General features: G+C 60.5%; 25 protein-coding genes. 10 read left to right on the forward strand and 15 right to left on the reverse strand.

The genetic code is table 11. The features are described from left to right. Positions 1 to 13: 13 nt before the first annotated feature. Both SynNOUM97013_RS11310 and SynNOUM97013_RS11315 read right to left on the reverse strand, forming a co-directional pair. Positions 14 to 229, reverse strand: a complete 216-nt coding sequence (locus SynNOUM97013_RS11310) for a chlorophyll a/b-binding protein (RefSeq protein ID WP_186479875.1) — start codon at positions 227 to 229, stop codon at positions 14 to 16. 9 nt (positions 230 to 238) lie between these two features. Continuing rightward, positions 239 to 1,900, reverse strand: coding sequence for an ABC transporter ATP-binding protein/permease (locus SynNOUM97013_RS11315; RefSeq protein WP_255442767.1), 1,662 nt, complete (start codon positions 1,898 to 1,900; stop codon positions 239 to 241). Here SynNOUM97013_RS11315 and SynNOUM97013_RS13805 point away from each other — a divergent pair. Beyond that, the gene (locus SynNOUM97013_RS13805) at positions 1,892 to 2,110 is read left to right on the forward strand and encodes a hypothetical protein (protein ID WP_255442768.1); all 219 of its coding nucleotides are present in this window, start codon (positions 1,892 to 1,894) and stop codon (positions 2,108 to 2,110) included. The two genes, SynNOUM97013_RS11315 and SynNOUM97013_RS13805, sit on opposite strands and share 9 nt — an antisense overlap. Positions 2,111 to 2,248: 138 nt before the next feature. Here the strand turns inward: SynNOUM97013_RS13805 and SynNOUM97013_RS11320 are convergent, their stop codons facing one another. Further along, entirely contained in the window at positions 2,249 to 2,590 is a 342-nt protein-coding gene (locus SynNOUM97013_RS11320; protein WP_186481606.1) for a histidine triad nucleotide-binding protein, read from the reverse strand. A gap of 73 nt (positions 2,591 to 2,663) precedes the next feature. On the opposite strand from SynNOUM97013_RS11320, the gene SynNOUM97013_RS11325 reads away from it, so the two are divergent. Further along, positions 2,664 to 4,223 carry a YifB family Mg chelatase-like AAA ATPase gene (locus SynNOUM97013_RS11325; protein ID WP_186481607.1) on the forward strand — a complete coding sequence of 520 codons (1,560 nt, stop codon included), beginning with the start codon at positions 2,664 to 2,666 and terminating at the stop codon, positions 4,221 to 4,223. 32 nt (positions 4,224 to 4,255) lie between these two features. Here the strand turns inward: SynNOUM97013_RS11325 and SynNOUM97013_RS11330 are convergent, their stop codons facing one another. The 5 genes from SynNOUM97013_RS11330 to def form a co-directional block, all read right to left on the reverse strand. After that, entirely contained in the window at positions 4,256 to 4,399 is a 144-nt protein-coding gene (locus SynNOUM97013_RS11330) for a hypothetical protein (protein WP_186479877.1), read from the reverse strand. A gap of 96 nt (positions 4,400 to 4,495) precedes the next feature. Continuing rightward, positions 4,496 to 4,666: a 30S ribosomal protein S21 gene (rpsU, locus tag SynNOUM97013_RS11335; RefSeq protein ID WP_006043142.1), complete on the reverse strand. Its 171-nt coding sequence runs from the start codon at positions 4,664 to 4,666 to the stop codon at positions 4,496 to 4,498. Positions 4,667 to 4,709: 43 nt separating this feature from the next. Further along, positions 4,710 to 5,351, reverse strand: a complete 642-nt coding sequence (locus tag SynNOUM97013_RS11340; protein ID WP_186479878.1) for a DUF3747 domain-containing protein — start codon at positions 5,349 to 5,351, stop codon at positions 4,710 to 4,712. Positions 5,352 to 5,407: 56 nt separating this feature from the next. Then, positions 5,408 to 5,605: a hypothetical protein gene (locus SynNOUM97013_RS11345; RefSeq protein WP_186479879.1), complete on the reverse strand. Its 198-nt coding sequence runs from the start codon at positions 5,603 to 5,605 to the stop codon at positions 5,408 to 5,410. 4 nt (positions 5,606 to 5,609) lie between these two features. After that, positions 5,610 to 6,215: a peptide deformylase gene (gene def, locus SynNOUM97013_RS11350; RefSeq protein WP_186479880.1), complete on the reverse strand. Its 606-nt coding sequence runs from the start codon at positions 6,213 to 6,215 to the stop codon at positions 5,610 to 5,612. Positions 6,216 to 6,280: 65 nt separating this feature from the next. Between def and SynNOUM97013_RS11355 the strand changes: the two genes are divergently transcribed. After that, positions 6,281 to 8,209: a prolyl oligopeptidase family serine peptidase gene (locus SynNOUM97013_RS11355; protein ID WP_186479881.1), complete on the forward strand. Its 1,929-nt coding sequence runs from the start codon at positions 6,281 to 6,283 to the stop codon at positions 8,207 to 8,209. Here the strand turns inward: SynNOUM97013_RS11355 and SynNOUM97013_RS11360 are convergent. After that, positions 8,194 to 8,874: a class II aldolase/adducin family protein gene (locus SynNOUM97013_RS11360; protein ID WP_186481608.1), complete on the reverse strand. Its 681-nt coding sequence runs from the start codon at positions 8,872 to 8,874 to the stop codon at positions 8,194 to 8,196. The genes SynNOUM97013_RS11355 and SynNOUM97013_RS11360 overlap by 16 nt on opposite strands. Next, complete coding sequence (mtnA, locus tag SynNOUM97013_RS11365) at positions 8,861 to 9,973, reverse strand: S-methyl-5-thioribose-1-phosphate isomerase (protein WP_186479882.1); 1,113 nt, start codon at positions 9,971 to 9,973, stop codon at positions 8,861 to 8,863. The genes SynNOUM97013_RS11360 and mtnA overlap by 14 nt, the downstream gene beginning before the upstream one ends. Before the next feature lie 103 nt (positions 9,974 to 10,076). Between mtnA and SynNOUM97013_RS11370 the strand changes: the two genes are divergently transcribed. Then, positions 10,077 to 11,510 (forward strand): sodium/glutamate symporter, encoded by a 1,434-nt coding sequence (locus tag SynNOUM97013_RS11370; RefSeq protein ID WP_255442769.1) that lies wholly within the window; start codon positions 10,077 to 10,079, stop codon positions 11,508 to 11,510. Positions 11,511 to 11,526: 16 nt separating this feature from the next. Here the strand turns inward: SynNOUM97013_RS11370 and SynNOUM97013_RS11375 are convergent, their stop codons facing one another. The 5 genes from SynNOUM97013_RS11375 to SynNOUM97013_RS11395 are packed head-to-tail and all read right to left on the reverse strand — an operon-like array spanning position 11,527 to position 16,629. After that, entirely contained in the window at positions 11,527 to 12,807 is a 1,281-nt protein-coding gene (locus SynNOUM97013_RS11375) for a SufS family cysteine desulfurase (RefSeq protein ID WP_186479884.1), read from the reverse strand. Further along, positions 12,804 to 13,982 carry a Fe-S cluster assembly protein SufD gene (gene sufD, locus SynNOUM97013_RS11380; protein ID WP_186479885.1) on the reverse strand — a complete coding sequence of 393 codons (1,179 nt, stop codon included), beginning with the start codon at positions 13,980 to 13,982 and terminating at the stop codon, positions 12,804 to 12,806. Before sufD ends, SynNOUM97013_RS11375 begins: the two co-directional genes overlap by 4 nt. A 2-nt stretch (positions 13,983 to 13,984) precedes the next feature. Continuing rightward, positions 13,985 to 14,773 (reverse strand): Fe-S cluster assembly ATPase SufC, encoded by a 789-nt coding sequence (gene sufC / locus SynNOUM97013_RS11385; RefSeq protein WP_186479886.1) that lies wholly within the window; start codon positions 14,771 to 14,773, stop codon positions 13,985 to 13,987. A 51-nt stretch (positions 14,774 to 14,824) separates the two neighbouring features. Continuing rightward, complete coding sequence (gene sufB, locus SynNOUM97013_RS11390; RefSeq protein WP_186479887.1) at positions 14,825 to 16,264, reverse strand: Fe-S cluster assembly protein SufB; 1,440 nt, start codon at positions 16,262 to 16,264, stop codon at positions 14,825 to 14,827. A gap of 5 nt (positions 16,265 to 16,269) precedes the next feature. Continuing rightward, positions 16,270 to 16,629, reverse strand: coding sequence for a ferredoxin-thioredoxin reductase catalytic domain-containing protein (locus SynNOUM97013_RS11395; protein WP_186479888.1), 360 nt, complete (start codon positions 16,627 to 16,629; stop codon positions 16,270 to 16,272). A 228-nt stretch (positions 16,630 to 16,857) separates the two neighbouring features. On the opposite strand from SynNOUM97013_RS11395, the gene sufR reads away from it, so the two are divergent. The 6 genes from sufR to SynNOUM97013_RS11425 all read left to right on the forward strand — a co-directional run bounded on the left by sufR (position 16,858) and on the right by SynNOUM97013_RS11425 (position 20,867). Continuing rightward, complete coding sequence (gene sufR, locus SynNOUM97013_RS11400) at positions 16,858 to 17,532, forward strand: iron-sulfur cluster biosynthesis transcriptional regulator SufR (RefSeq protein ID WP_186479889.1); 675 nt, start codon at positions 16,858 to 16,860, stop codon at positions 17,530 to 17,532. Continuing rightward, positions 17,529 to 17,912 (forward strand): hypothetical protein, encoded by a 384-nt coding sequence (locus tag SynNOUM97013_RS11405; protein WP_186479890.1) that lies wholly within the window; start codon positions 17,529 to 17,531, stop codon positions 17,910 to 17,912. Before sufR ends, SynNOUM97013_RS11405 begins: the two co-directional genes overlap by 4 nt. Positions 17,913 to 17,986: 74 nt before the next feature. Beyond that, a complete protein-coding gene (locus SynNOUM97013_RS11410) occupies positions 17,987 to 18,577 on the forward strand; it encodes a phycobiliprotein lyase (RefSeq protein WP_186479891.1) in 591 nt (196 codons plus the stop codon). Positions 18,578 to 18,670: 93 nt separating this feature from the next. After that, entirely contained in the window at positions 18,671 to 19,429 is a 759-nt protein-coding gene (locus tag SynNOUM97013_RS11415) for a phycobilisome rod-core linker polypeptide (RefSeq protein WP_186479892.1), read from the forward strand. Between the two features lie 174 nt (positions 19,430 to 19,603). Continuing rightward, a complete protein-coding gene (locus SynNOUM97013_RS11420) occupies positions 19,604 to 20,674 on the forward strand; it encodes a DUF4912 domain-containing protein (protein ID WP_186479893.1) in 1,071 nt (356 codons plus the stop codon). A 10-nt stretch (positions 20,675 to 20,684) separates the two neighbouring features. After that, the gene (locus SynNOUM97013_RS11425; RefSeq protein WP_186479894.1) at positions 20,685 to 20,867 is read left to right on the forward strand and encodes a hypothetical protein; all 183 of its coding nucleotides are present in this window, start codon (positions 20,685 to 20,687) and stop codon (positions 20,865 to 20,867) included. The last annotated feature ends 41 nt before the right edge of the window (positions 20,868 to 20,908 follow it).

Below are 20,908 nucleotides of genomic sequence, written 5' to 3' on the forward strand. Positions count from 1 at the left end.
GCACTGAACGCGATCAGGACACCAGACCGGCCCAGTGCAGGAAGGTGTCATGGCTAATGGCTTCGACCACCAACACGGCCACAAAACCGATCATTGCGAAGCGACCGTTCACCCGCTCGGCATAAGCACTCCAGCCGAAAGCAGGAATGTCCGTCGTGGTGGCACTGGGGGTCGGAGTCGATTCAGCTTCAGCCCCCTGGGCATTCGCGTCGGCACTGCTGGTGGTCATGCGCAGGGATCAGGAATGCCCAAAGTCATAGCTTGCGGCGGGGAGCAGCTGCCAGCCACCCTCGCCATCCAGAGCCAGAACGGTGTCGTGGAACGATTTCAGCGTGGGCCGGTGACCAATGCTGATCACAGAGAGTTCGCGCTGACGCAAAAGCGAGTAAAGCCGATCTTCTGTTGCCACATCCAGAGCGCTTGTCGCTTCATCCAGCACCACGAAACGCGGTGCGTTGAGTAACAACCGGCCGAACGCGAGCCGCTGCTGCTCACCCAGCGACAGGATCCGTGGCCAATCCTGTTTCACATCCAGATCGGGATAGCGGTTGAGCAATCCGCCGAGATTGACCTCTTGAAGCACATGACGAAGCTGATCGTCGCTGTAGCGGCTTTCCTCGGTGGGGTAACAGAGCTGTTCGCGCAAAGAGCCCAGCAGCATGTAGGGCTTCTGCGGAATGAATAACAGGTCTCCTGTGGCGGGTCGCATCACATCGCCACGGCTGGGAGTCCAGAGACCGCTGATCATGCGCAGCAATGAGGTTTTGCCACAACCGGAGGGTCCCACCACCAGCAGACGATCTGCCTCGCCAACGCTGAGGCTCAGGTCGCGGAGGATGGGCAACTGACTGCCCGGGGGCGTGAGGTCGGCATGGCGGATCACGATGGAATTGGACGCCTGCTGAACAGTCGACACATCAATGGTGTCGCGGCTCACCTGCTCAACCTGGCTCTGGAACCCTTCAAGACGCGTCACACCCGCCGTGAACTTGGCGAGTTCGTCGATGCGGTTCACAACAAATAGCAATGAACCTTCCACCATGTTGAACGCGAATCCCGCCTGAACAAAACGTCCGTAGTCGATCTCCCCCGCAAAAAAAGGACCGGCCATGATCAGATAAGGGAAAAAGACACCCGCATACCCCACAGATCGCTGCATGGCACTAATGATCACCTGCCACACAATCAGAAGGTTGAAGTTGTCGACGACAGTGCCCAACCTACGCGTTGTCTCCTGTTTCTCGGGTTCTTCCCCGGAATAAAAAGCAATGGACTCAGCATTGTTTCGAATATGAACCAATCCGTAGCGAAAATTCGCTTCATAACGGAGTTGATCAAAATTGATCCTCACCAAACGGCGACCTGCGAAAACAAGCAATGTCGTCGTCACAAGAGCGTAGCCAAAAAGCGAAAACGTTAATGTTTGACTAATCGTCCAAAGAATAATGATATTCAGAGAAAATGTTAAAATTGCATCAAAGATCCCAAGCGTGAACAGAAGGCTTTGCTCCGTGAAAGCCTTTACATCATCAGTGATTCGCTGGTCAGGGTTATCAAGACCCGTCGACTGCTCGTCGTTCGGATTCAAGACATAATAGGCTCTATTACTCAGATACTCATCAATCAGTCCACTCGACAACCACTCGCGCCAGATCAGACCAAGCTTGGCAGTAAAATAAATCTGGGCCGTACGAATCGGCAACGCAACAATAAAGCAGGATGCATAGATCGCAAGAATCCGATTAAATCCCTCTTGCTGTTTAGCAACCAAAGCATTGGTGATATCCCGTGCAATAAATCCAATTCCGGCATTAATGCCATTGACCGCGAGCAACATCAGAACGATGGCCCCAAGCAAGAGCCAATGCAGCCAGCGCCTGTTGCGCAGCTGTTGGCGCATCAGCAGGAAGGACGATGCTCCCAGCACAAACAGTGCCGAAAAAACGACACCCCACCAGCCACTCCAGATGCCGTCAATGGTGGTGCTGATGCCACCGAAATATTTTTCAGTCAGCGCTGGAAGCAGCTGCTCCGAAAGATTGATCAAGCCCGTGAGGGCCACCAGCACCAGGCCGCCCACACAGAACAGAAGCGACAGCAGCAGACCTGAGAACTGCCAACCGGTGGCCTGATCGAGAGGAAGGAAAAAAGGCTGGGCGAGATTACGAAGCCTCTTCAGCTGGCCTGACAAGCCAGCCGCAGGCGCCACAGAAGAATTGATCATGACGACATTCTGGCCAGGTCAGCCCTAGCCGGGTGGCCAGGTGAGCTCACGTCCGCCGATCACGTGCACATGCAGATGAAACACGGTCTGCCCAGCGCCAGCACCGCTGTTGATCACCGTCCGCCAGTCATCCAGACCTTCCTGTTTTGCCACCTTGGAAGCCACTAGCAGAAGGTGACCGAGCAGAGCAGCGTGTTGTTCGCTGGCTTCGCGAAGGCTTGGGATCGGCTCGCGCGGAATCACCAGCACATGGACCGGTGCCTGGGGTGCGACGTCGCGAAAAGCGAGGCAACGGTCGTCGCTGTAGACCTCATCGCAAGGAATCTCACCCCGCAAGATGCGGGAAAAGATCGTGTCCTCGGCCATGGCGCAGAAGCTCGCATGCAGGGGGGAATGAGACAGGCGGGGCACAGGAACCATGCACCACCTGACCCAACCAATGCTGGCACGCTGCCTTAGTGCATCTCTGCTCGGATTCGATGCCATCCCCGTCACCGTGGAGGTGGACCTGGCCCCTGGACTGCCTGGTCTCCAGTTGGTGGGACTGCCGGACGCTGCCATCCAGGAATCACGCGAACGGGTGAGGGCAGCACTGCGCAACAGCGGTTTCCGCGGTCCTCTGGTGCGAGTGGTCGTGAATCTGGCGCCCGCCGATCTACGCAAGGAAGGCCCCTGCTTCGATCTGCCTATCGCTTTAGCGCTGCTGGTGGCGAGCGGACAACTGGATGCCCCTGTCCTGCGAGGACTCTGGTGCGCTGGCGAACTCGGACTCGACGGGAGCATCAGGCCCTGCCGTGGCATTCTCGCGATTGCTTGCCGGGCCGCTGAGCAAAAAGCTCGCGCGCTGGTGGTGGCCAGTGACGATGCCGCAGAAGCCAGCTTGGTGGATGGCCTGACTGTGGTCAGCGCCACCACGCTGCATGACCTGGTGGAGGGTCTCAAGGCCGGCGGGGAACGGAGCGTAAACCGGCTCGCAAGAGCATCGACACTGGCGACGCCATCAGCTCCGCGCCCACCCTCAGCAAGCACCACTCCGGCCAGCACCCTAATTGCGAAACTCCCGGGTCAGCGACTGGCGCGCCAGGGCCTGGCCCTGGCCGCCGCAGGCGGGCATCACCTACTACTGGTGGGGCCACCGGGTTGCGGCAAAACACGACTCGCGCATCAACTGCCTGCCCTGCTACCACCTCTGGGAAAGCAGGAGTCGCTGGAGATCACACGGCTGCACTCCATTGCAGGCCTGACACGGGGTCATGGCCAGTTGATCCGAACGCGGCCGTTCCGGAGTCCGCACCACACCAGCACATCAGCGGCCTTGCTGGGGGGTGGCGCCTATCCGCGCCCCGGAGAACTGAGCCTGGCCCATGGAGGCGTGTTGTTCCTGGATGAGATGGCGGAATTTCCCAGATCCCTGCTGGACCAACTCCGGCAGCCCCTGGAAGAAGGAGTGATCTGGCTGAGCCGATCGCGCCAGCGCTGCCGCTTTCCCAGTCGCGTGACCCTGGTGGCTGCCACCAATCCCTGCCCCTGTGGATGGGCCGGGGATCCCCGCTGCACCTGCAGCGAGCTCAAGCGGAAGCGGTATTGGAGTCGCCTGTCAGGCCCCCTTCTGGACCGCCTGGATCTTCAACTGAAACTGGATGTTCCCGCCGCCGACAACCTTCGGCGCTGCTTCGGCCAGGAGGCCACGGATCTGGAACCAGACCTGGATGCAGCAACGATTCAGCAGGCCAGAGCCCGCATGAGGGATCGCAATCCAGATCAAGCAACCAATCGAGACCTGGATGCCAAGGCCCTCTACGAATGCGGTCAGTTCAGTTGCGACACAATCGATCGCTGGGACGCCGTCATCCAGACCCGCAGGCTGAGCCTTCGCAGTGGCCTGCGCCTGCTGCGTGTCGCCAGGAGCATTGCCGACCTCCGCGCCAGCGAAATGGTCGAAGTTGCCGACCTGGCGTCAGCGCTCTGTTTCCGAAGTTTTGATCTCGAGCAATCCTGAAGACAGGACATCAGGGATGTGCCGCGAGCCCGTCAACGGCCATGCACAGGCACATCCCGATAGGGCTGTGGGCCGATGGCCGGCGGGTTGGTCAACTTCTCTTCCCTGGGATTGCCCATGGCATGGGACAGGGTTTCCACAACCCAGGTACGGAATTCATCGAACTTGCGACCCATGGGTTCAGCCTCGTCTCTCTCAACTCAGTCTCGGGAAAGAAAGAGACGACGCCAACAGGCCGAAATACCGAACTTTCAGCCTGCTCGGTGCGCGAATCAGCGACGGCGACGGCGCTGCTGAGCTTTGCGCTTGTACTTCTCGATCGGGGTCTCGTGGTGACGCAGACGCTTGAGATCAGCGAAGATCCCTGCTTTCGAGACCTGACGCTTGAACCGGCGCAAAGCCGATTCGATGCCTTCGTTTTCGCCAACCGTGACCTGGGTCATTCAACAAGCAGGGACTTCAAGCTCACCAACTTAGCAAGCGGCCTCAGGGTGTCACTTCAGCTTCACCGTCTTGGGTGGCATCAGCGCCGTCTGCCTCAGCGGGTTGCTCGTCAACGCCAGCGGCCGGCTGGATCGCATCGCGATACACATACAAATGGCCAAGGGTGCGCGTGCCGTACTGACGACGCTTGAGGCTCCAGCCTGGTTCGAGCACAAGCTGGATGAAGCCGTTGCCAGGCCCCCCGGCTTTGGCCACCAACAGCGCGGGCTGGGAGGGATTCCGCGTCGGCACGGCCATCAGTTCAATGTCATTCGCCGTCTTGATCACCGACAGGCGGTAGCGCGTGCCCAGGTCGTCTCCGCCGATGCGCAGGGAATAGCCATTGCCATCGATATAGCGGTTGCAGATCCCGGTGAAGTCGAACGTCGCCATCAGGGGATCCACGACGGCAGGAGCACTTCCCTTGACCTCGAAACAGGGCCGGGCGCTGGTTCTCTGCTCATAGATGTTGAGCTGAGAGTTGGGCCCCGAACCGATCGGTGCTGCCACCAGAACGAATTTTGATTCGTCCACATCAGCGGTGGTGAACAGGGAACCCTGAGCACGCACCGAGGAATTCAACCCCGTGATGAGGCTGGAGCCGAAGACAGCAAGAGCAGCAGCGGCGATCCGGAGTCGAGCCATCGGAGCAGAAGGATGTGTTGGGATCGTAAAAGTGACGATGGGCTTCGTCTGCGGGTTCAGGCCGGTTTGTTCAGCCGAATCGCAACCAGAAGTGACCCGATGGTGGCGGGAAGGCTCAGACCCAAAATCCAGCGTGTTGTGGTGACCCCCAGATCAGGGTCTCCGTAAGACAGTTCAAACACGCTGCCTGTGGCGGCGATGCCCAGCACACAGGCGAGGGCCAGAAACAGCCCTGCAAGAGGTTTCATCGGCATGGGATCAGGAGAGCGCGCGCACGTCAGAGGACTTGAAGCCATGATCCTTCAATTCCTTGTCGAGCCCCCCGGCATCCGTGACACGGTCCACAAACAGCACGCCGGTGAGATGGTCCATCTCATGCTGGATGCAGCGGGCCATCAATCCGTCGGCCTTCATCGTTCGGGGACGCCCCATCTCATCGCGATAGCTCACCTGCACAGCACTGGGACGCACCACATCCAGATACACCCCGGGAATGCTCAGGCAGCCCTCCTCGTAACTGTCGACACTGGCGCTGGCGGAAACGATCTCAGGGTTGATCAGCACCAGCGGCGGCGTGCTGGTGTTCTCCGGGTCTAGGTCAATGACCAGCAACTGCTTGTGGACTCCCACCTGCGGAGCCGCCAGGCCGATCCCGCGTGCGGTGTACATGCTGCGGAGCATGTCGCGAGCCAGATCACGGACGGTCGCATCAACCTTGCCGATCCGGCGGGCATCGACACGCAGGACGTCATCGCCGAGGGTATGGATCTGAAGAGGCGGGACCTCAAGAGGTGTCTTGGGGACGGCCACCGTGGAGCCGGATTTCTCCGCAGATCGTGCCAACTGGGCGAAGCTCCTAGCCAAGGTCTCAACCTGCGTCCTGTCTGTGCTGATCTTAGGCAGTCTCCTCTGAGCATCGGATCGCCGCCATGAGCCGTCGCCAGCCTCTCTCCGCCAGGACTGCCCTCGGACGTTCACCAGCCCTCAAAGAGCCGCGACTGCTGGGGAACTGGGTGCTTTGGCTGGAACAACGCCCCCAAGAAAAAGGACGCACCACGGCCCTGATCCGGCCCTGGGGTCAGCCCGACATCGCGCCGCAAGAGCTGACAGCGGCACCCACCAACCTGCGCTGCCGCATTCACGAATACGGCGGCGGTCCTCTTGCCGCATCAGCGCGCGGGGATCAACTTCAACTCATCTGGGTTGACGACAACGACCGCTGTCTCTGGCAGCAGACCTGGCGAGGACTGCTGGCGCCGAAGCCAACAGTCCTCACTGCCATATCCGCACCCACTCGCCTGACCGCACCAGGCTCGGGTTCCCTGGGTGGCGGCGTGATCGACCTGCAGCGACAGCGGTGGGTTGGTGTGCTGGAGCGGGATGGACTCGACCACCTGGTGAGCGTTGCCTTGGACCAGAGCGATCAAGAACCGCGCGTGCTACACACCGCCGCTGATTTCGCCGGATACCCAGCCATCAGTGCGGATGGTCAGCAACTGGCCTGGGTGGAATGGCAGCAGCCGGCGATGCCCTGGGATGCCTCGGAGCTTCACGCCGCCTCGATCGACGCTCAAGGCCAGCTCGGGAACCACCGCACTCTGGCGGGCAGCCACCCGAGTGCTGCGCAATGCATCTCCGTGTTTCAACCCCTCTGGCAGCCGGACGGAACCCTTGTGGCGGCGGAGGATTCAAGCGGTTGGTGGAACCTCATGCGGCGAGCCAGCCCCGGCGATGCCAGTGCTCATGATGCCGACCATGGCTGGGAGCGTCTCTGGCCGATGCAGGCGGAAACCGCGATGCCCCAGTGGGTGTTCGGCATGCGAACCACCGCCTGGGACGGAACCCACCTGCTGGCCGCGATCTGCGCCGAAGGGCGTTGGCAACTCACTCGGCTGTCCAGTGATGGGACCGCCAGCCCGGTGCATCAGCCCTTCGACGACCTCGCGGACCTTGATGCCGATGCCGGTCGGGCCGTGGCCATTGCCAGCAGCAACAGCATCGGCCAGGGACTACTGGAGCTGGATCTCCACAACGGCACGTGGTGGCACACCCCAGCCACCGAAGCCGTGTTGGAGCCGGGCGCCATCAGCACCGCGGAACCGTTGTGGTTTGAAGGCGCCAACGGTCAGCGCACCCATGCCTGGTATTACCCCCCCAGCGCGGGGGAAAGCTCAGAAGCCCCCTTGCTGGTGAAGAGCCACAGTGGCCCCACCGCCATGGCACGCCGCGGCCTCAACCTGGGCATTCAGTTCTGGACCAGCCGCGGCTGGGGGGTTGTGGACGTCAACTATGGAGGCTCCACCGGTTTTGGACGGGCCTACCGGGAACGTCTTAACGACGGTTGGGGAGTCGTGGATGTGCAGGACTGTGCCGCCGCCGCAACGACGCTGGTGCAGGCCGGCAAGGCACACCCGGAGCGGATCGCCATCGAAGGCGGCAGTGCCGGTGGTTTCACCACCCTGGCCTGCCTGTGCTTTACCGATGTCTTCCGCGTCGGAGCCTGTCGATACGCCGTGAGTGACCTCAGTGCCCTGGCCACGGAAACCCACCGGTTTGAAGCGCGGTATCTCGACACCCTGGTAGGTCAATGGCCACAGGAACAATCGCGTTATCAGGAACGCTCACCCCTGCAGCATGCCGATCGGATTCGCTGCCCTGTGATCTTTTTTCAGGGCCTCCAGGACAAGGTTGTTGTGCCGGAGCAGACCGAACGGATGGCGGCTGCCCTCAGGGCCAAGGGCATCCCGGTTGACGTGCAGACCTTCGCCGACGAAGGCCATGGCTTCCGAGACAGCGAGGTCAAGGTGCAGGTGCTGGAGGCGACCGAAGCATTCTTCCGTCATCACCTCGGACTCTGAGTCTGTTGTCCGTAGTGCAGGCCCTTGAATTGAGCATGAACTTGCTGCATCTGCGCTGCGGACAGCAATGGAGGGGCACCCAGCTGGAGGGCCTGTAGATACATCCGCGCCAGGGTCTCCACCTCCACCGCCACCCTCAGAGCCGCCTCCGGATCAGAGCCAAGCGTCACCAGCCCATGCCGGGCTAGCAAGCAGGCCTGACGCTGCACCAAAGCCGTTACCGCATGGTCCGACAGCTCTGCGGTGCCGAAGGTGGCGTAGGGAGCACAGCGGATGTCGTCACCTCCGGCCACAGCGACCATGTAGTGAAAAGCGGGAATGCCGCGGTCATGGCAAGCCAGAGCGGTGGCATGGATGGGATGGCAATGGAGCACGGCCATCGCTTCGGGGCGTGAAGCGAGCACATCCGCATGCAGTCGCCATTCGGACGACGGTCGTCGCTGGCCTGACTGCAGCGGTTGCCCCTTCAGATCAAGAGCAACGAGATCACTGACCTGCATTTGCTCATAGGGAAGCGAGCTCGGGGTGACCAACATCCCGCCCTCAATGCGCACGGAGAGATTGCCCGAAGTCCCCTGATTGAGGCCGGTGTCGTTCATGCGACGACCGACGCTCACCAACTGGTGACGCAGCATCAGCCCGTGCTGTTGATCATCCACGGCCATACAACCCCTGGAGCCCCCGTTCGCTGGCGTCGGCAACACCGCGATCGGTGATCAGAGCCGTGACCAGCCGTGCAGGGGTCACATCAAAGGCGGGATTGAATCCATCACTCCCATCTGGCGTGAGCTGCACCTGAGCGAGCTCACCAGCGGCAGAACCCGAGAGCACCCGACCCTGAATCGCGGTCACCTCAGCGGCAGACCTGGCCTCGATGGGGATTTCAGCGACACCATCATCCAGGTTCCAATCAATGGTGGAAGCGGGCAACGCCACGTAGAAGGGCACATTGTTGTCATGCGCTGCTAGCGCCTTCAAATAGGTGCCGATCTTGTTGCACACATCTCCACGGCGGGTGGTGCGGTCGGTGCCCACGATCACCGCATCCACCTCGCCGTGCTGCATCAGATGACCACCCGCGTTATCAACGATCACGGTGTGCGGCACACCTTCACAGGCGAGCTCATAGGCCGTGAGGGATGCACCCTGGTTGCGCGGGCGCGTCTCGTCGACCCACACATGCACGTTGAGCCCAGCGCGATGGGCCTTGTAGATCGGCGCCAGGGCTGTTCCCCAATCCACGGTGGCCAGCCAGCCGGCGTTGCAGTGCGTCAGCACCTGAAACGGCTTGTCGTGACGCGCTGAGGGACGAGCCGCCGCCAACTGCTGAAACAGTGCGAGGCCGTGATCACCGATGGTCGAGCACATGGCCACATCCTCGTCCGCAATCAAGCCGGCTTCCTCCTTCGCGGCTGATGCACGTTCGTCCAGGGGCAAAGGGATCACACGGTCGCGCACCCGCTCGAGGGCCCAACGAAGATTGACCGCCGTGGGACGGGTGGCATTGAGCTGGTCGAAGGCTGCTGCCAGAGCCGCATCGCTGGGATCAACCTGCAGCGCCAGCATTAGGCCATAGGCACCCGTCACGCCGATCAACGGAGCCCCGCGGACCACCATCGTGCTGATCGCTGAGGCCGCCTGGTCACAACTGGTGAGGGTGCGGGTGCAGAAGTGATGGGGAAGCTGCGTCTGATCAATCACCCAGACCGATCGACCATCCGGTTCCAGGCCGATGGTGCGCCAGGCCTGACCGTCAATGTTCATGGGTGCGGGTGAATGGAGAACCTCGATCAATTTGCCTCCTCGCTTCGCGCCACGACCAGGGCAGCACGGGAGATGGCAACCTGCCCACACTTGCAATGCGGGCTTGGAGCTCAAGCTGTTTGATGTTCTCGTGGCCTTCTCGGGGCTCAGCCTGCTGCTGCTCCTGGGCATGGCCCTACGCCAAAGACTGCGTTGGCTGAGGGTTCTCGGCATTCCGGAAGCCCTCGTGGCGGGACTCCTCGGATTGTTAATTGGTCCTTTCGGCCCCTGGTCCGTCTTTCCTGAACGGGTGTACCGGATCTGGAGTCAGACGCCGGGGGTGTTGATTTCACTGGTGTTCGCGACGCTGTTCCTCGGCCAAACCTTGCCGAGCCCTCGCGTGATCTGGAATCGGGCGGCGGGACAGACCGCCTTCGGCATGGTGCTCGGCTTCGGCCAGTACCTGGTGGGAGGTCTGTTGGTGCTGCTGGTGCTCCAGCCCTTGTTCGGAACGAATCCCTTGATGGCGGCGCTGATCGAAGTGGGTTTCGAAGGCGGCCATGGCACGGCGGCAGGGATGGGAGCGACCTTCAGTGAACTCGGCCTTCCCGCTGGCGAAACGCTGGGTCTGGCCATGGCAACCGTGGGCGTGCTGACGGCCGTTCTGCTGGGGAGCGCCCTCGTGGTGATCGGACGCGGACGCAACTGGCTGGTGAGTGGAGATCCAAATGACGCCGCCGCCACCGGAAGCACGCACCAGGGCTTGAAGAGCACCGACCAAGACCCGATCTCCGCCGATGAGCGTCTGAATCTGGAACGTGCGGCGGGCACGATCCAGCCGGAATCAGCCCAGTCGATGACCATCGACTCCCTGACCGTGAACGTGGCACTGGCAGGAGGTGCAGTCGGTCTGGGCATTCTTCTCAAAGCCAGTCTGACCGGACTGGGGGGCGTGTTCGGTGGCCCTGAAACGGCCAAGCTTCTCCAGGCCATCCCCGTGTTTCCTCTGACCATGGTGGGAGGCCTGATCGTGCAGGTGATCCTGCAACGCACCCGTCAGACGCAGCTGGTGTCTGCAGTGGCTCAGGCCAGCGTGGGATCCCTCGCCATGGATCTGCTGATCACGGCGGCGATGGCGAGCCTGAACCTGCCGTTGCTCGAAGACAACTGGATCCCCTTCCTGGCCCTTGCCATCGCGGGGTTGAGCTGGAACGTCTGCGCTTTCCTCTGGCTGGCACCACGCATCTTCCGCGATCACTGGTTCGAACGAGGCATCGCCGATTTCGGCCAGGGGACCGGTGTGACCGCCACGGGACTGCTGCTGCTGCGCATGGCCGATCCATGGGGACGCAGCAGGGCAATGGAAGCCTTTTCCTTTAAACAACTGCTGTTTGAACCCTTCCTGGGTGGAGGATTGGTGACCGCACTCTCACCGCTGCTGATCGTCAGCTGGGGGCTACCTCGGTTCAGCGCCGCAGCAATGGTGCTGACGATGGCTTCCCTGCTGTTTGGCCTGCGACTTGGGCGCCGTCGCACCAACAGCGACGCGCCGGCGTGATGACCGAGCCAATGCTTCAGGCGTGCTCGCGGAAAAAAGCGATCACGCTCTGAAGTTCATCCGCAAAACAATCGATCTCATCCACCGTGCTGGTGAAACTGAGACTGGCCCGCGCAGAACCCGTCACGTTGTAGTGGCGATGCAACGGCTGGCAGCAATGATGACCGCTGCGAATGCAAATGCCAGCCAGATCGAGCATGGCGGCGATGTCATTGGCATGCACACCCTCAACCAGGAAGGTGGCTAAGGCGCCACGACCGGGCTGCTGATCAGGCGTCGGACCGAGAATGCGCAAGCCGTCAATAGACTGCAGCCGTTCAAACAGATGCCCCGTGAGCTGGGCTTCCCAGGCCTGAATGGTGTCCAGACCAATGGACTGCAAGTAACGGATCGCCGCACCCATACCCACGGCTTCACCGATAGCTGGGGTGCCTGCCTCGAACTTGTGAGGCAGAGACGCCCAGGTGCTGTGATCCAGGAACACGTCCTGGATCATTTCGCCGCCGCCGAGGAAGGGTGGCATCGCCTCCAGCAACGATTGGCGTGCCCACAGGAAGCCCATCCCGGTGGGTCCGCAAAGCTTGTGGGAGGAGCCCACGAGGAAATCAACACCGAGGGACGCCACGTTGATGGGCTTGTGCGCCAGGCTCTGGCAGGCATCCACAAGCACCAGCGCACCGGTGGCATGGGCCGCGGGAATGATCACTTCCAGCGGATTGCAGCAGCCCAGGGCATTGCTGATGTGCACAAGGCTCACCAGCCGGGTTCGCGTGCTGAGCTTGGCGCGGAAATCATCCAGATCCAGCTCGCCGGTCTCGGTGACACCGACGTGACGAAGCACGCAACCGGTGCGCTGAGACAGCTGCTGCCAGGGAACCAGGTTGCTGTGGTGCTCCATCACCGTGAGCAGCACCTCATCGCCTTCGCGCAAATTGGCATCACCCCAGGTGCGGGCGACAAGGTTGATCGCCTCGGTGGCATTGCGGGTGAAGACGATTTCACTGGCGCTGGCGGCACCGACGAAATCAGCGGCGGTGGAGCGGGCTCCTTCGAACGATTCGGTGGCTCTGGCACTGAGCTGATGAGCACCACGGTGCACGTTGGCGTTATCGGCGGCGTAGTAGTGCTGAAGTGCCTCAAGCACCTGACGAGGCTTCTGACTGGTGGCAGCGTGATCCAGATAGACCAGCGCTCGCCCATCCGCAGCCTGCTGATCCAGGATCGGAAAATCAGCACGCGTCCGGGCCAGCAATGCGCCGAGATCCGCCTGCGACTGTGCTGATTGCATCAGCGTCATGAGCTCAGTCCTTCCATGACCCGCTCCAGCGGGCTCCAGACCTGAGCCGCCTCAGGAAGCTGCCCGATGATCTCTTGGCAAGCACCACGCAACAGCAACGCTGCTGCGTCGGAAGCACCGATGCCCCGGCTTTGGAGGTAAAAGAGTTCGTCTTCCTGCAGTTGCGACACCGTCGCGCCGTGGGCGCAGCGCACATCATCAGCAACGATCTCCAGCTCAGGCTTGGTGTCGACCCTGGCGCGATCGGAAAGGAGAAGGTTGCGGCTGAGCTGCGCCGCATTGGTGCGCTGCGCTTCGCGAGGCACGTTGATCGCACCGTTGAAAATGGTGTGCGAGCGATCAGCAGCCAGACATTTCTGCAGTTGATCCAGCTCCCCCTCAGGACCGTTGAAGCGCACCGATGTGTGGGTGGCGAGCTGCTGCTCTGCACTGGTGACCGCCAGCCCCTTGATGGTGGTGGAGGCCTGACCATCCACCTGAACGACGCGCGGTTCCAGCCTGCCGAGCAACCAGCCCTGCACCACTGAAGTGAAGGCATAGCTGCTGCGGGGTTCCTGCTCCACAGCGCAATGGGTCAGCAAAGAGGAGGATCCGCCAGACGTCGCCAGGAAGCCGTGTCGCAGCTCAGATTCCTGACCCAGGTGGGCTTCGATCACATGACTGTGCGCATTGGTCCCGTCAGCGAGCACCACCTCCAGCAGATCAAGCGAAGCTTTCTCCTCGAGCAAAAGAAGCACGCGCGTTGCTGTGAGTCCATCGCCACCAGACAGCACCAATTCCAACGGGGGCACATGACCGCGGATGCGCAGAGCCAGCACCTGGCGGCTTCTGGCGTGGTTGAACTCCACAGGCCAGGACTCAGCGCATCCACAGCGGTCAAGAGTGTGTCCGAGAGCCTGCCTGAGCTCTGCCTCGGAGAGGACGCTGATGCCGGCCGGCAACGTCACGCCTTCAAGAGGGTCGGACTGACCATCGAGGACGACACGCACCACACCATCGGCACTGGACGGCAAGGATCCGCCGCTGGCATCTGCGCTCAGCGGCAACGCCGCCAGCGATTCAAGCCGCTTGAGATCTGTCAGTCGCCAGGGTTCCTGACGCCGAGTCGGCAAACCAAGGCGTTCAAGGGCTGCACGACCGCGTTCCTGCACCGGTGCGAGCACACAATTTGCCATCGTCAGGCCACCCCCTGAGCAGCCAGTTCCTGATCAACCCAGTCGTACCCAGTTTCCTCAAGCTCGAGTGCCAGTTCACGGCCACCGGTGCGCAGGATTCGCCCCGCTGCCATCACATGCACGTAATCCGGTGTGATCTCGTCGAGTAGACGCTGGTAGTGGGTGATCAGCAAGGTGGCGTTGTCTTCAGTCGCCAGCTGGTTCACACCACCGGCCACGATGCGCAGGGCATCGATATCTAGGCCCGAATCAGTTTCGTCAAGGATGGCCACGACAGGCTCAAGTAGAGCCATCTGAAGAATTTCATTGCGCTTCTTCTCTCCGCCGGAGAAGCCTTCGTTCACGCTGCGCTCTAGGAAAGCTGGATCCATTTGGACCACCTTGAGCTTCTCGCGCACATGATCTTCGAAATCAAAGGTGTCGAGCTCCTCTTGCCCCTGCTTGTCACGCCGGGAATTGGTGGAGACGCGCAGAAATTCAAGGTTGCTGACGCCAGGAATTTCAACCGGATATTGGAATCCCAGGAAGACGCCGAGACGGGCACGATCTTCAGGCTCCAGGTCAAAAAGATCCTGGCCGCGATAGCGCACAGATCCAGCCGTAACGCGATAAGCGGGATGACCTGCAAGCACTTTCGACAAAGTGCTTTTGCCGCTGCCATTACGACCCATGACGGCATGAATTTCGCCGGCTCGCAGCTGCAGATTCACACCCTTGAGAATGGGCTTGTCTTCCACCGATGCATGCAGGTCGGTGATGTCAAGAAGCAACTCGGCGTCTGGGCGAATCACGGAAGTAAAAAAGAAATCAAAGACAACGAATAGGGATGGGACGAGGAAGAATCAGCCCACAGAACCCTCAAGCTTGAGCGCCAACAACTTGTCAGCTTCAGCAGCAAATTCCATCGGCAATTGATTGAACACATCGCGACAGAAGCCACTCACCATCATCGAAACCGCCTCCTCAAAACCGATGCCTCGGCTCTGGAGATAAAACAGCTGATCTTCGGAGATGCGACAGGTGCTGGCCTCATGCTCGATGGCAGCCTGAGGCTGCTGCGAACGAATGTATGGATAGGTATTGGCCGCAGCCTGATCGCCGATGAGCATCGAATCGCACTGACTGTAATTGCGTGCACCCTTGGCTTTCGGCCCCATCTGCACCAAACCCCGATAGCTGTTGCTCGACTGCCCGGCACTGATGCCTTTACTCACGATTGTGGAGCGAGTGCGCGGTCCGATATGGACCATTTTTGTGCCGGTGTCGGCCTGCTGACGATTATTGGTTAACGCCACGGAATAAAACTCTCCGACGGAGTCGGAGCCCTGCAGGACACAGCTGGGATATTTCCAGGTAATGGCTGATCCGGTCTCCACTTGCGTCCAGCTGATCCGACTTCGATCGCCACGACACTGACCACGCTTGGTCACAAAGTTATAGATACCGCCGACGCCGTTCTCGTCGCCGGCATACCAGTTCTGAACGGTGGAGTACTTGATCGATGCATCATCAAGAGCCACGAGTTCAACCACCGCCGCATGCAACTGATTAGTGTCAAACATCGGAGCTGTGCAACCTTCCAGGTAACTCACCGAGGCACCTTCTTCCGCGACGATCAAGGTGCGCTCGAACTGACCGGTATCACCTGAATTGATCCTGAAATAGGTGGAAAGCTCCATGGGGCATTCCACACCCTTTGGAATGAAGACGAAGGATCCATCACTGAACACAGCAGAGTTCAGCGCGGAGAAGTAGTTGTCATTGCTGGGAACAACCGTGCCGAGATAACGCTCAATGAGCGCGGGATGCTCTTTCACAGCTTCACTGAAGGAGCAAAAGACAACTCCATGCTCAGCGAGCTTCTCTTTATAAGTCGTGGCGATGGAGACGCTGTCAAAGACAGCATCCACGGCCACATTGCTCAGGCGCTTCTGTTCACTCAGCGGAATCCCGAGCTTATCGAACGTTTCCAAAAGCTTGGGGTCAACCTCATCGAGGCTGTTTTTTTTCTCCTGCTGCTTGGGAGCTGCGTAATAAACGATGTCCTGATAATCGATCGGGTCGTAGCCCAGCTCAGCCCAATCCGGCTCTTCAAGGGTTAACCAATGCCGGAAAGCCTTGAGGCGGAATTGAAGAAGGAAATCGGGCTCTTCCTTCTTCTTAGAGATCACACGCACCACCTCCTCGCTGAGACCTTTGGCGATCTTGTCGGTCTCAATCTCGGTAACGAAGCCGTATTTATACGGCTGGCTGACGAGATCACGGGTGGAGGTGGATGTCATGTCACTCAGCCTGCAGTGGCATGGATGGTTTCAGTGGCGATCGTCTGCTCCTCACCACGGAAGGGGTTGTCCTCAGTCAGGAAGAGCATGCAATGGCATTCCTTGCGCTCTCGCATTGGCACACAAGGGCAGTTCCAAAAGGCCTGTGACACCTCAGCCTCTTTGTCTTCGTAATGGCGGCAGGGACACAGCGCGCCACCCAGATCATCCTTGTGACGCGCAAGACCCTTCAGCACCACAGACGTCACACCGGGATCGCTGCAGAAGTAGGTCCCAGTCCGCTGGGCATAGGTCTCAGCGAACTTGCGGATCACTTCAAGGCTCTCCGCGGTCGGTTCTTGGTTGCCCGCAGGGGACTCAGTCATGACAACGAAACTGGCAGAGGAACGAAGCCGGGGAGATACGAAACAGATGGGTTTCGTATTCGAAGCCTAGGGCACAGATCAGGCACCCGACGTCGAGAACATTGTGACGGACCCTGGATCCCAATCGCATCCTCGATGACGACCGATCCAGCTCTCAACAGGATCTGAATCATGATCCAAGGCAGTTGCCCGAATCCCGTGGCATCGTGACCGTATCGTCCCGGTCCCATGGGTGCGTCCGCGCAAGCTCCCACACGTGAAGCGACGCTGACCCTGCTTCTGAGGCAGGGTCAGGTCAGTGCGTCCGCTCTTGCGGATCAGCTGAACATTTCCGTGCAAGCCATGCGCAGGCATCTGCGCACGCTCGAAGATGAAGGGTTAGTGGAATCGCGTGCGGTGTCGGCAGGACCGGGTCGCCCCTCCAACCAATGGCGACTGACGAAACAGGGACATCAGCACTTTCCGGACGGCAGCGAAACCTTCGCTCTTGACCTGCTGGAGTCGATGGTCACGAGCCTCCCGCCCGACACCCTGGTCACCCTGCTCAACAGCCAGGCTCTGCACAAAGCAGACCTCTACAGACGCCAATTAGGCGAAGGCTCCCTCGAGGAACGCATCCGCACCCTGGTTCAACTGCGCAGCGACGAGGGCTATGTCAGCGAAATGGTGCCAGCTGCCGAAGGATCCGGCTGGTGCATCAACGAGTACCACTGCTCCGTCCAGCGCATTGCCGAAGAGCATCCAGCGGTCTGTGATCAGGAATTACAGGTGATTCGCATGACCTTTCAGGACTGCAGAGTGGAGCGGATTCACTGGCGACTGGAATCCGGGCACTCCTGTGGTTTTCTGATCAGCCCCCAGGTCAATCCGCTCCACCAGCCCTCATCCGACCTGCACTCATGAGCAGTGGCGCCATACCGGCAACAGGACCTCTGACCCGTCAACAGATCGAAGCGATCGAGGCCACCCTTCTCCCCACGCTGGATCGTCACCACCTCAGGCTGCAGGCCCATTGCCTGGCCACGTTCCAACAAATGGCCAGCCCTCTCCAGCAGGGACCGCTGCCCAACCGTCAGCGCTGGCAGAGCTGGTGCGAGCAACAGCCGCAATTGGCCGACGACCCTGACTTCATGGAGCTGCTGATGATGCAATTCACAGTCATCGCGACTCAACTGGAGGATGTGGCGAGCGGCCTGGGCATCAGCCCGCTCGAGCTCAGCTTGGACAACCTCATCCGCCATAGCGAAAAGGCCAGCAGGCAACGGCTGGAGAGCTCCCACTAAGTGTTGCCACGCCATGCAGACGTCACATTGATGACTGCGTCCTGCGATCATCCAGAGGATTGGATCCGCCGCTGATGACCCTGGACATCCCCGACGCGCCGACCTTCTTCCGCCTGAGCTGCGGCAGCTGGCGGTCCCAGCGCAGCGTGCACCATCTACTGCACCGTCGCGCCGAAGCCGGCGGATCTCTGATTGTGGTGGAAGATCTGGAGATCGATGATGCACGGTTGCTGGATATGGCCCGTCAGCACGATCAGGATCCCGGTCGGATCATCGGAGGAAGCTATGTGCGCTGGAGCGCGTCCATGGCATGGGATCGCGATGGGGATGCCCATGACGGTGAAACCTGCTTTGCCTTGATCGGCGACAGCGCGTCCGCACGATCGGGAACCATGCTCAGGGATCAGGGCTACGCAGAAAAAGCCCCTGCCACATCCACGTTCAGCATGGACGACCGGGATGGTCTGATTCTCTGCACCAGCTACGAGATGATGACCGTGTGGGAACGCTTCAGCTTCTCGGGAGCGGATGTGCGGATTCGGTCGAGCACGGTTGAAGGCCTGTCCAACAACGCCTCCTTCTGTGTTGAGACCCGATTGAAGGACGACGGCTCAAGCGGTGAGAGTGCTCTGTCAACAGCTGTGACTTCACCCTTCGGATGGTGAGTGTCCACTGTTACGGACTGTGAGTAGCCCGGGGAGCCACGGGGAGCACGTTCATTCACACTTCTACGATCGCTGCAGTGTGTTCCGAACAGCGTGGCTCTTCCTCTCCTGCAGTACGCACCGACCACGCAGAACAATCGCGTAGCTCCCATCCGCGTTGCATCCGACGAGAACGAGCGTTCTCAGCAGATGGACATCGCCATGGATGCGGACAACGTTGAGACCGTGATCGAGTCGGCGTACCGCCAGGTGTTTTTCCACGCGTTCAAGAGCGACCGCGACGCCTTCCTCGAATCCCAGCTTCGGAACGGACAGATCACGGTCCGCGATTTCATTCGCGGGCTCTGCCTCTCCGACACCTTCAAGCGGACCTTCTACGGGTTCAACTCCAACTACAAGGTGGTGCGCCACCTTGTGCAGAAAATTCTTGGCCGCAAGACCCACGGCCAATCAGAAGAGATTGCCTGGTCCATCGTGATTGCCTCCCAGGGCATCGAAGGCATGGTCGACACCCTCCTCGACAGCGATGAATACCTGAGCGCCTTCGGTTACGACACCGTGCCCTATCAGCGCAATCGCGTTCTTCCCGGACGCGAGCTCGGCGAGACCCCCTTCAACATCACCACACCTCGCTACGACGAGTACTACCGCGGAATCCTGGGCTTCCCGAAGATCGTCTACACAGGCACCGCCAAGACCCTGCCCGAGCGCGCCAATCGCAAGCGCGGCGGTTACACCGAGGACTATCTCCCCTGGGTCCGCGGCATGGCCCCCGGAATGGGAGCTTCACCGACTGGGAGCGCCGACATCGATTACCTCTCCAAAGTTCCGTTCCGCAGCATCGGTCGCTGAGTCCAACCCAGCTCAACCCCTTCAAAAAGGAGCCCCTCAGGGCTCCTTTTTTTGTGTCCACGACTGGTCCTACAAGCGCATTGCCGTCAGAAGATGCTGACCACGGGGCTCTTAGCGCCCTGAAAAAGAACAATTGCCAGCAAACTGATCCCAAAGAAACCCGGTAGCTCGAACGTGACGCAAGCCATCACATCCCTCGCCCGCATGACCCTGCGTCAGCTGCGTCAGATGGCTAGTGATCTCGGCGTGACTCTCTACAGCCGCAAGAGCAAGGAAGATCTGGTCTCAGCGATTGCCGAGCGGCAGGAACGACGCGGTGGAGACCTCAAAGCCATCGAGGCAGAACTCACACCACCCTCCCAGTCTCAGTCGACAACCCGAGTGGTGTTTCTCCCCCGGGATCCCCAATGGGCTTATGTGTTCTGGGAGATCTCCGATACCGATCGCCGCCGCGCCCAGAGCGAAGGTGCCGCGCACTTGAGCCTTCGCCTCGCCGACGTCACCGGTCTTCAAAACGGTTCGGCTCACCCACACACGCTCCAGGAAGTGCCTGTGGATAGCCACAGCACCGAGTGGTACCTCCCTGTTCCTCTCTGCGACCGCGACTACCGCGTCGAGCTCGGTTTCCGTTCTGGCAGCAACTGGATCTCCCTGGCCTTCTCCTCGGTAGCTCGCGTTCCCGCCCTGCACCCCAGCGACCAGATCCTCGATCAATTCGTTCCCTTCAGTCTGGAAGCGGCAGCACCTGCTCCCGCACCGGTCGCTCCGCCGGCCGAGCCCAGCGACAGCGGTCTGCACGAGCGCCTTTATCAAAGCGCGACCACCCACTTCCGCAGCCGCAGGGTTGGTTCGGAAGTGCTTCACGAACAGGATTCCATGCCTGGTGACCAGCGCGGTCTGAGCGATTCGGGCGCCGGACTATGGGCCAGCGGTCGCAACGAATCAGGCTTGGGTGGTGTTGCTCCACGCCAGCGCACCTTCTGGCTGGTGGCTGACGCCGAGCTGATCGTCTACGGCGCTACCGATCCCTCCGCCTGCCTCACCATCGGCGGCGAAGAAGTTCCCCTCTCGGACGAAGGAACCTTCCGCATTCAGGTGCCCTTCCGCGACGGTGAGCAGGTTTATGCCATCGAAGCCACTGCCGCCGATGGCGAACAGAAGCGCAACATCACCTTGAACTTCGAGCGCGTGACACCGGAAGACAACAGCAACCCCGCCAGCGAAGCCAAGGCTGAGTGGTTCTGATCCCGTGGGAATGAAGCGGAACACACTCCGTTGGTTTGTGGCCATCACTCCCCTTGCGGGGGCGATGGCCTTTCCCGTCTTGGTCCCCCTGACCATGGCGAAACTGGGAATCGGCGCCGGAGTCGGCGTGGCCTTGGCGCTCAGCAGTCTCTGGTTTGTGACCATGCTCAGCACAGCAGAAATGCCCCACTAGGCCAGCGCAGGATTTTGCTTAGGGGAACACTGCACTCACCG

Source organism: Synechococcus sp. NOUM97013, from assembly GCF_014279815.1.
Lineage (GTDB): Bacteria > Cyanobacteriota > Cyanobacteriia > PCC-6307 > Cyanobiaceae > Synechococcus_C.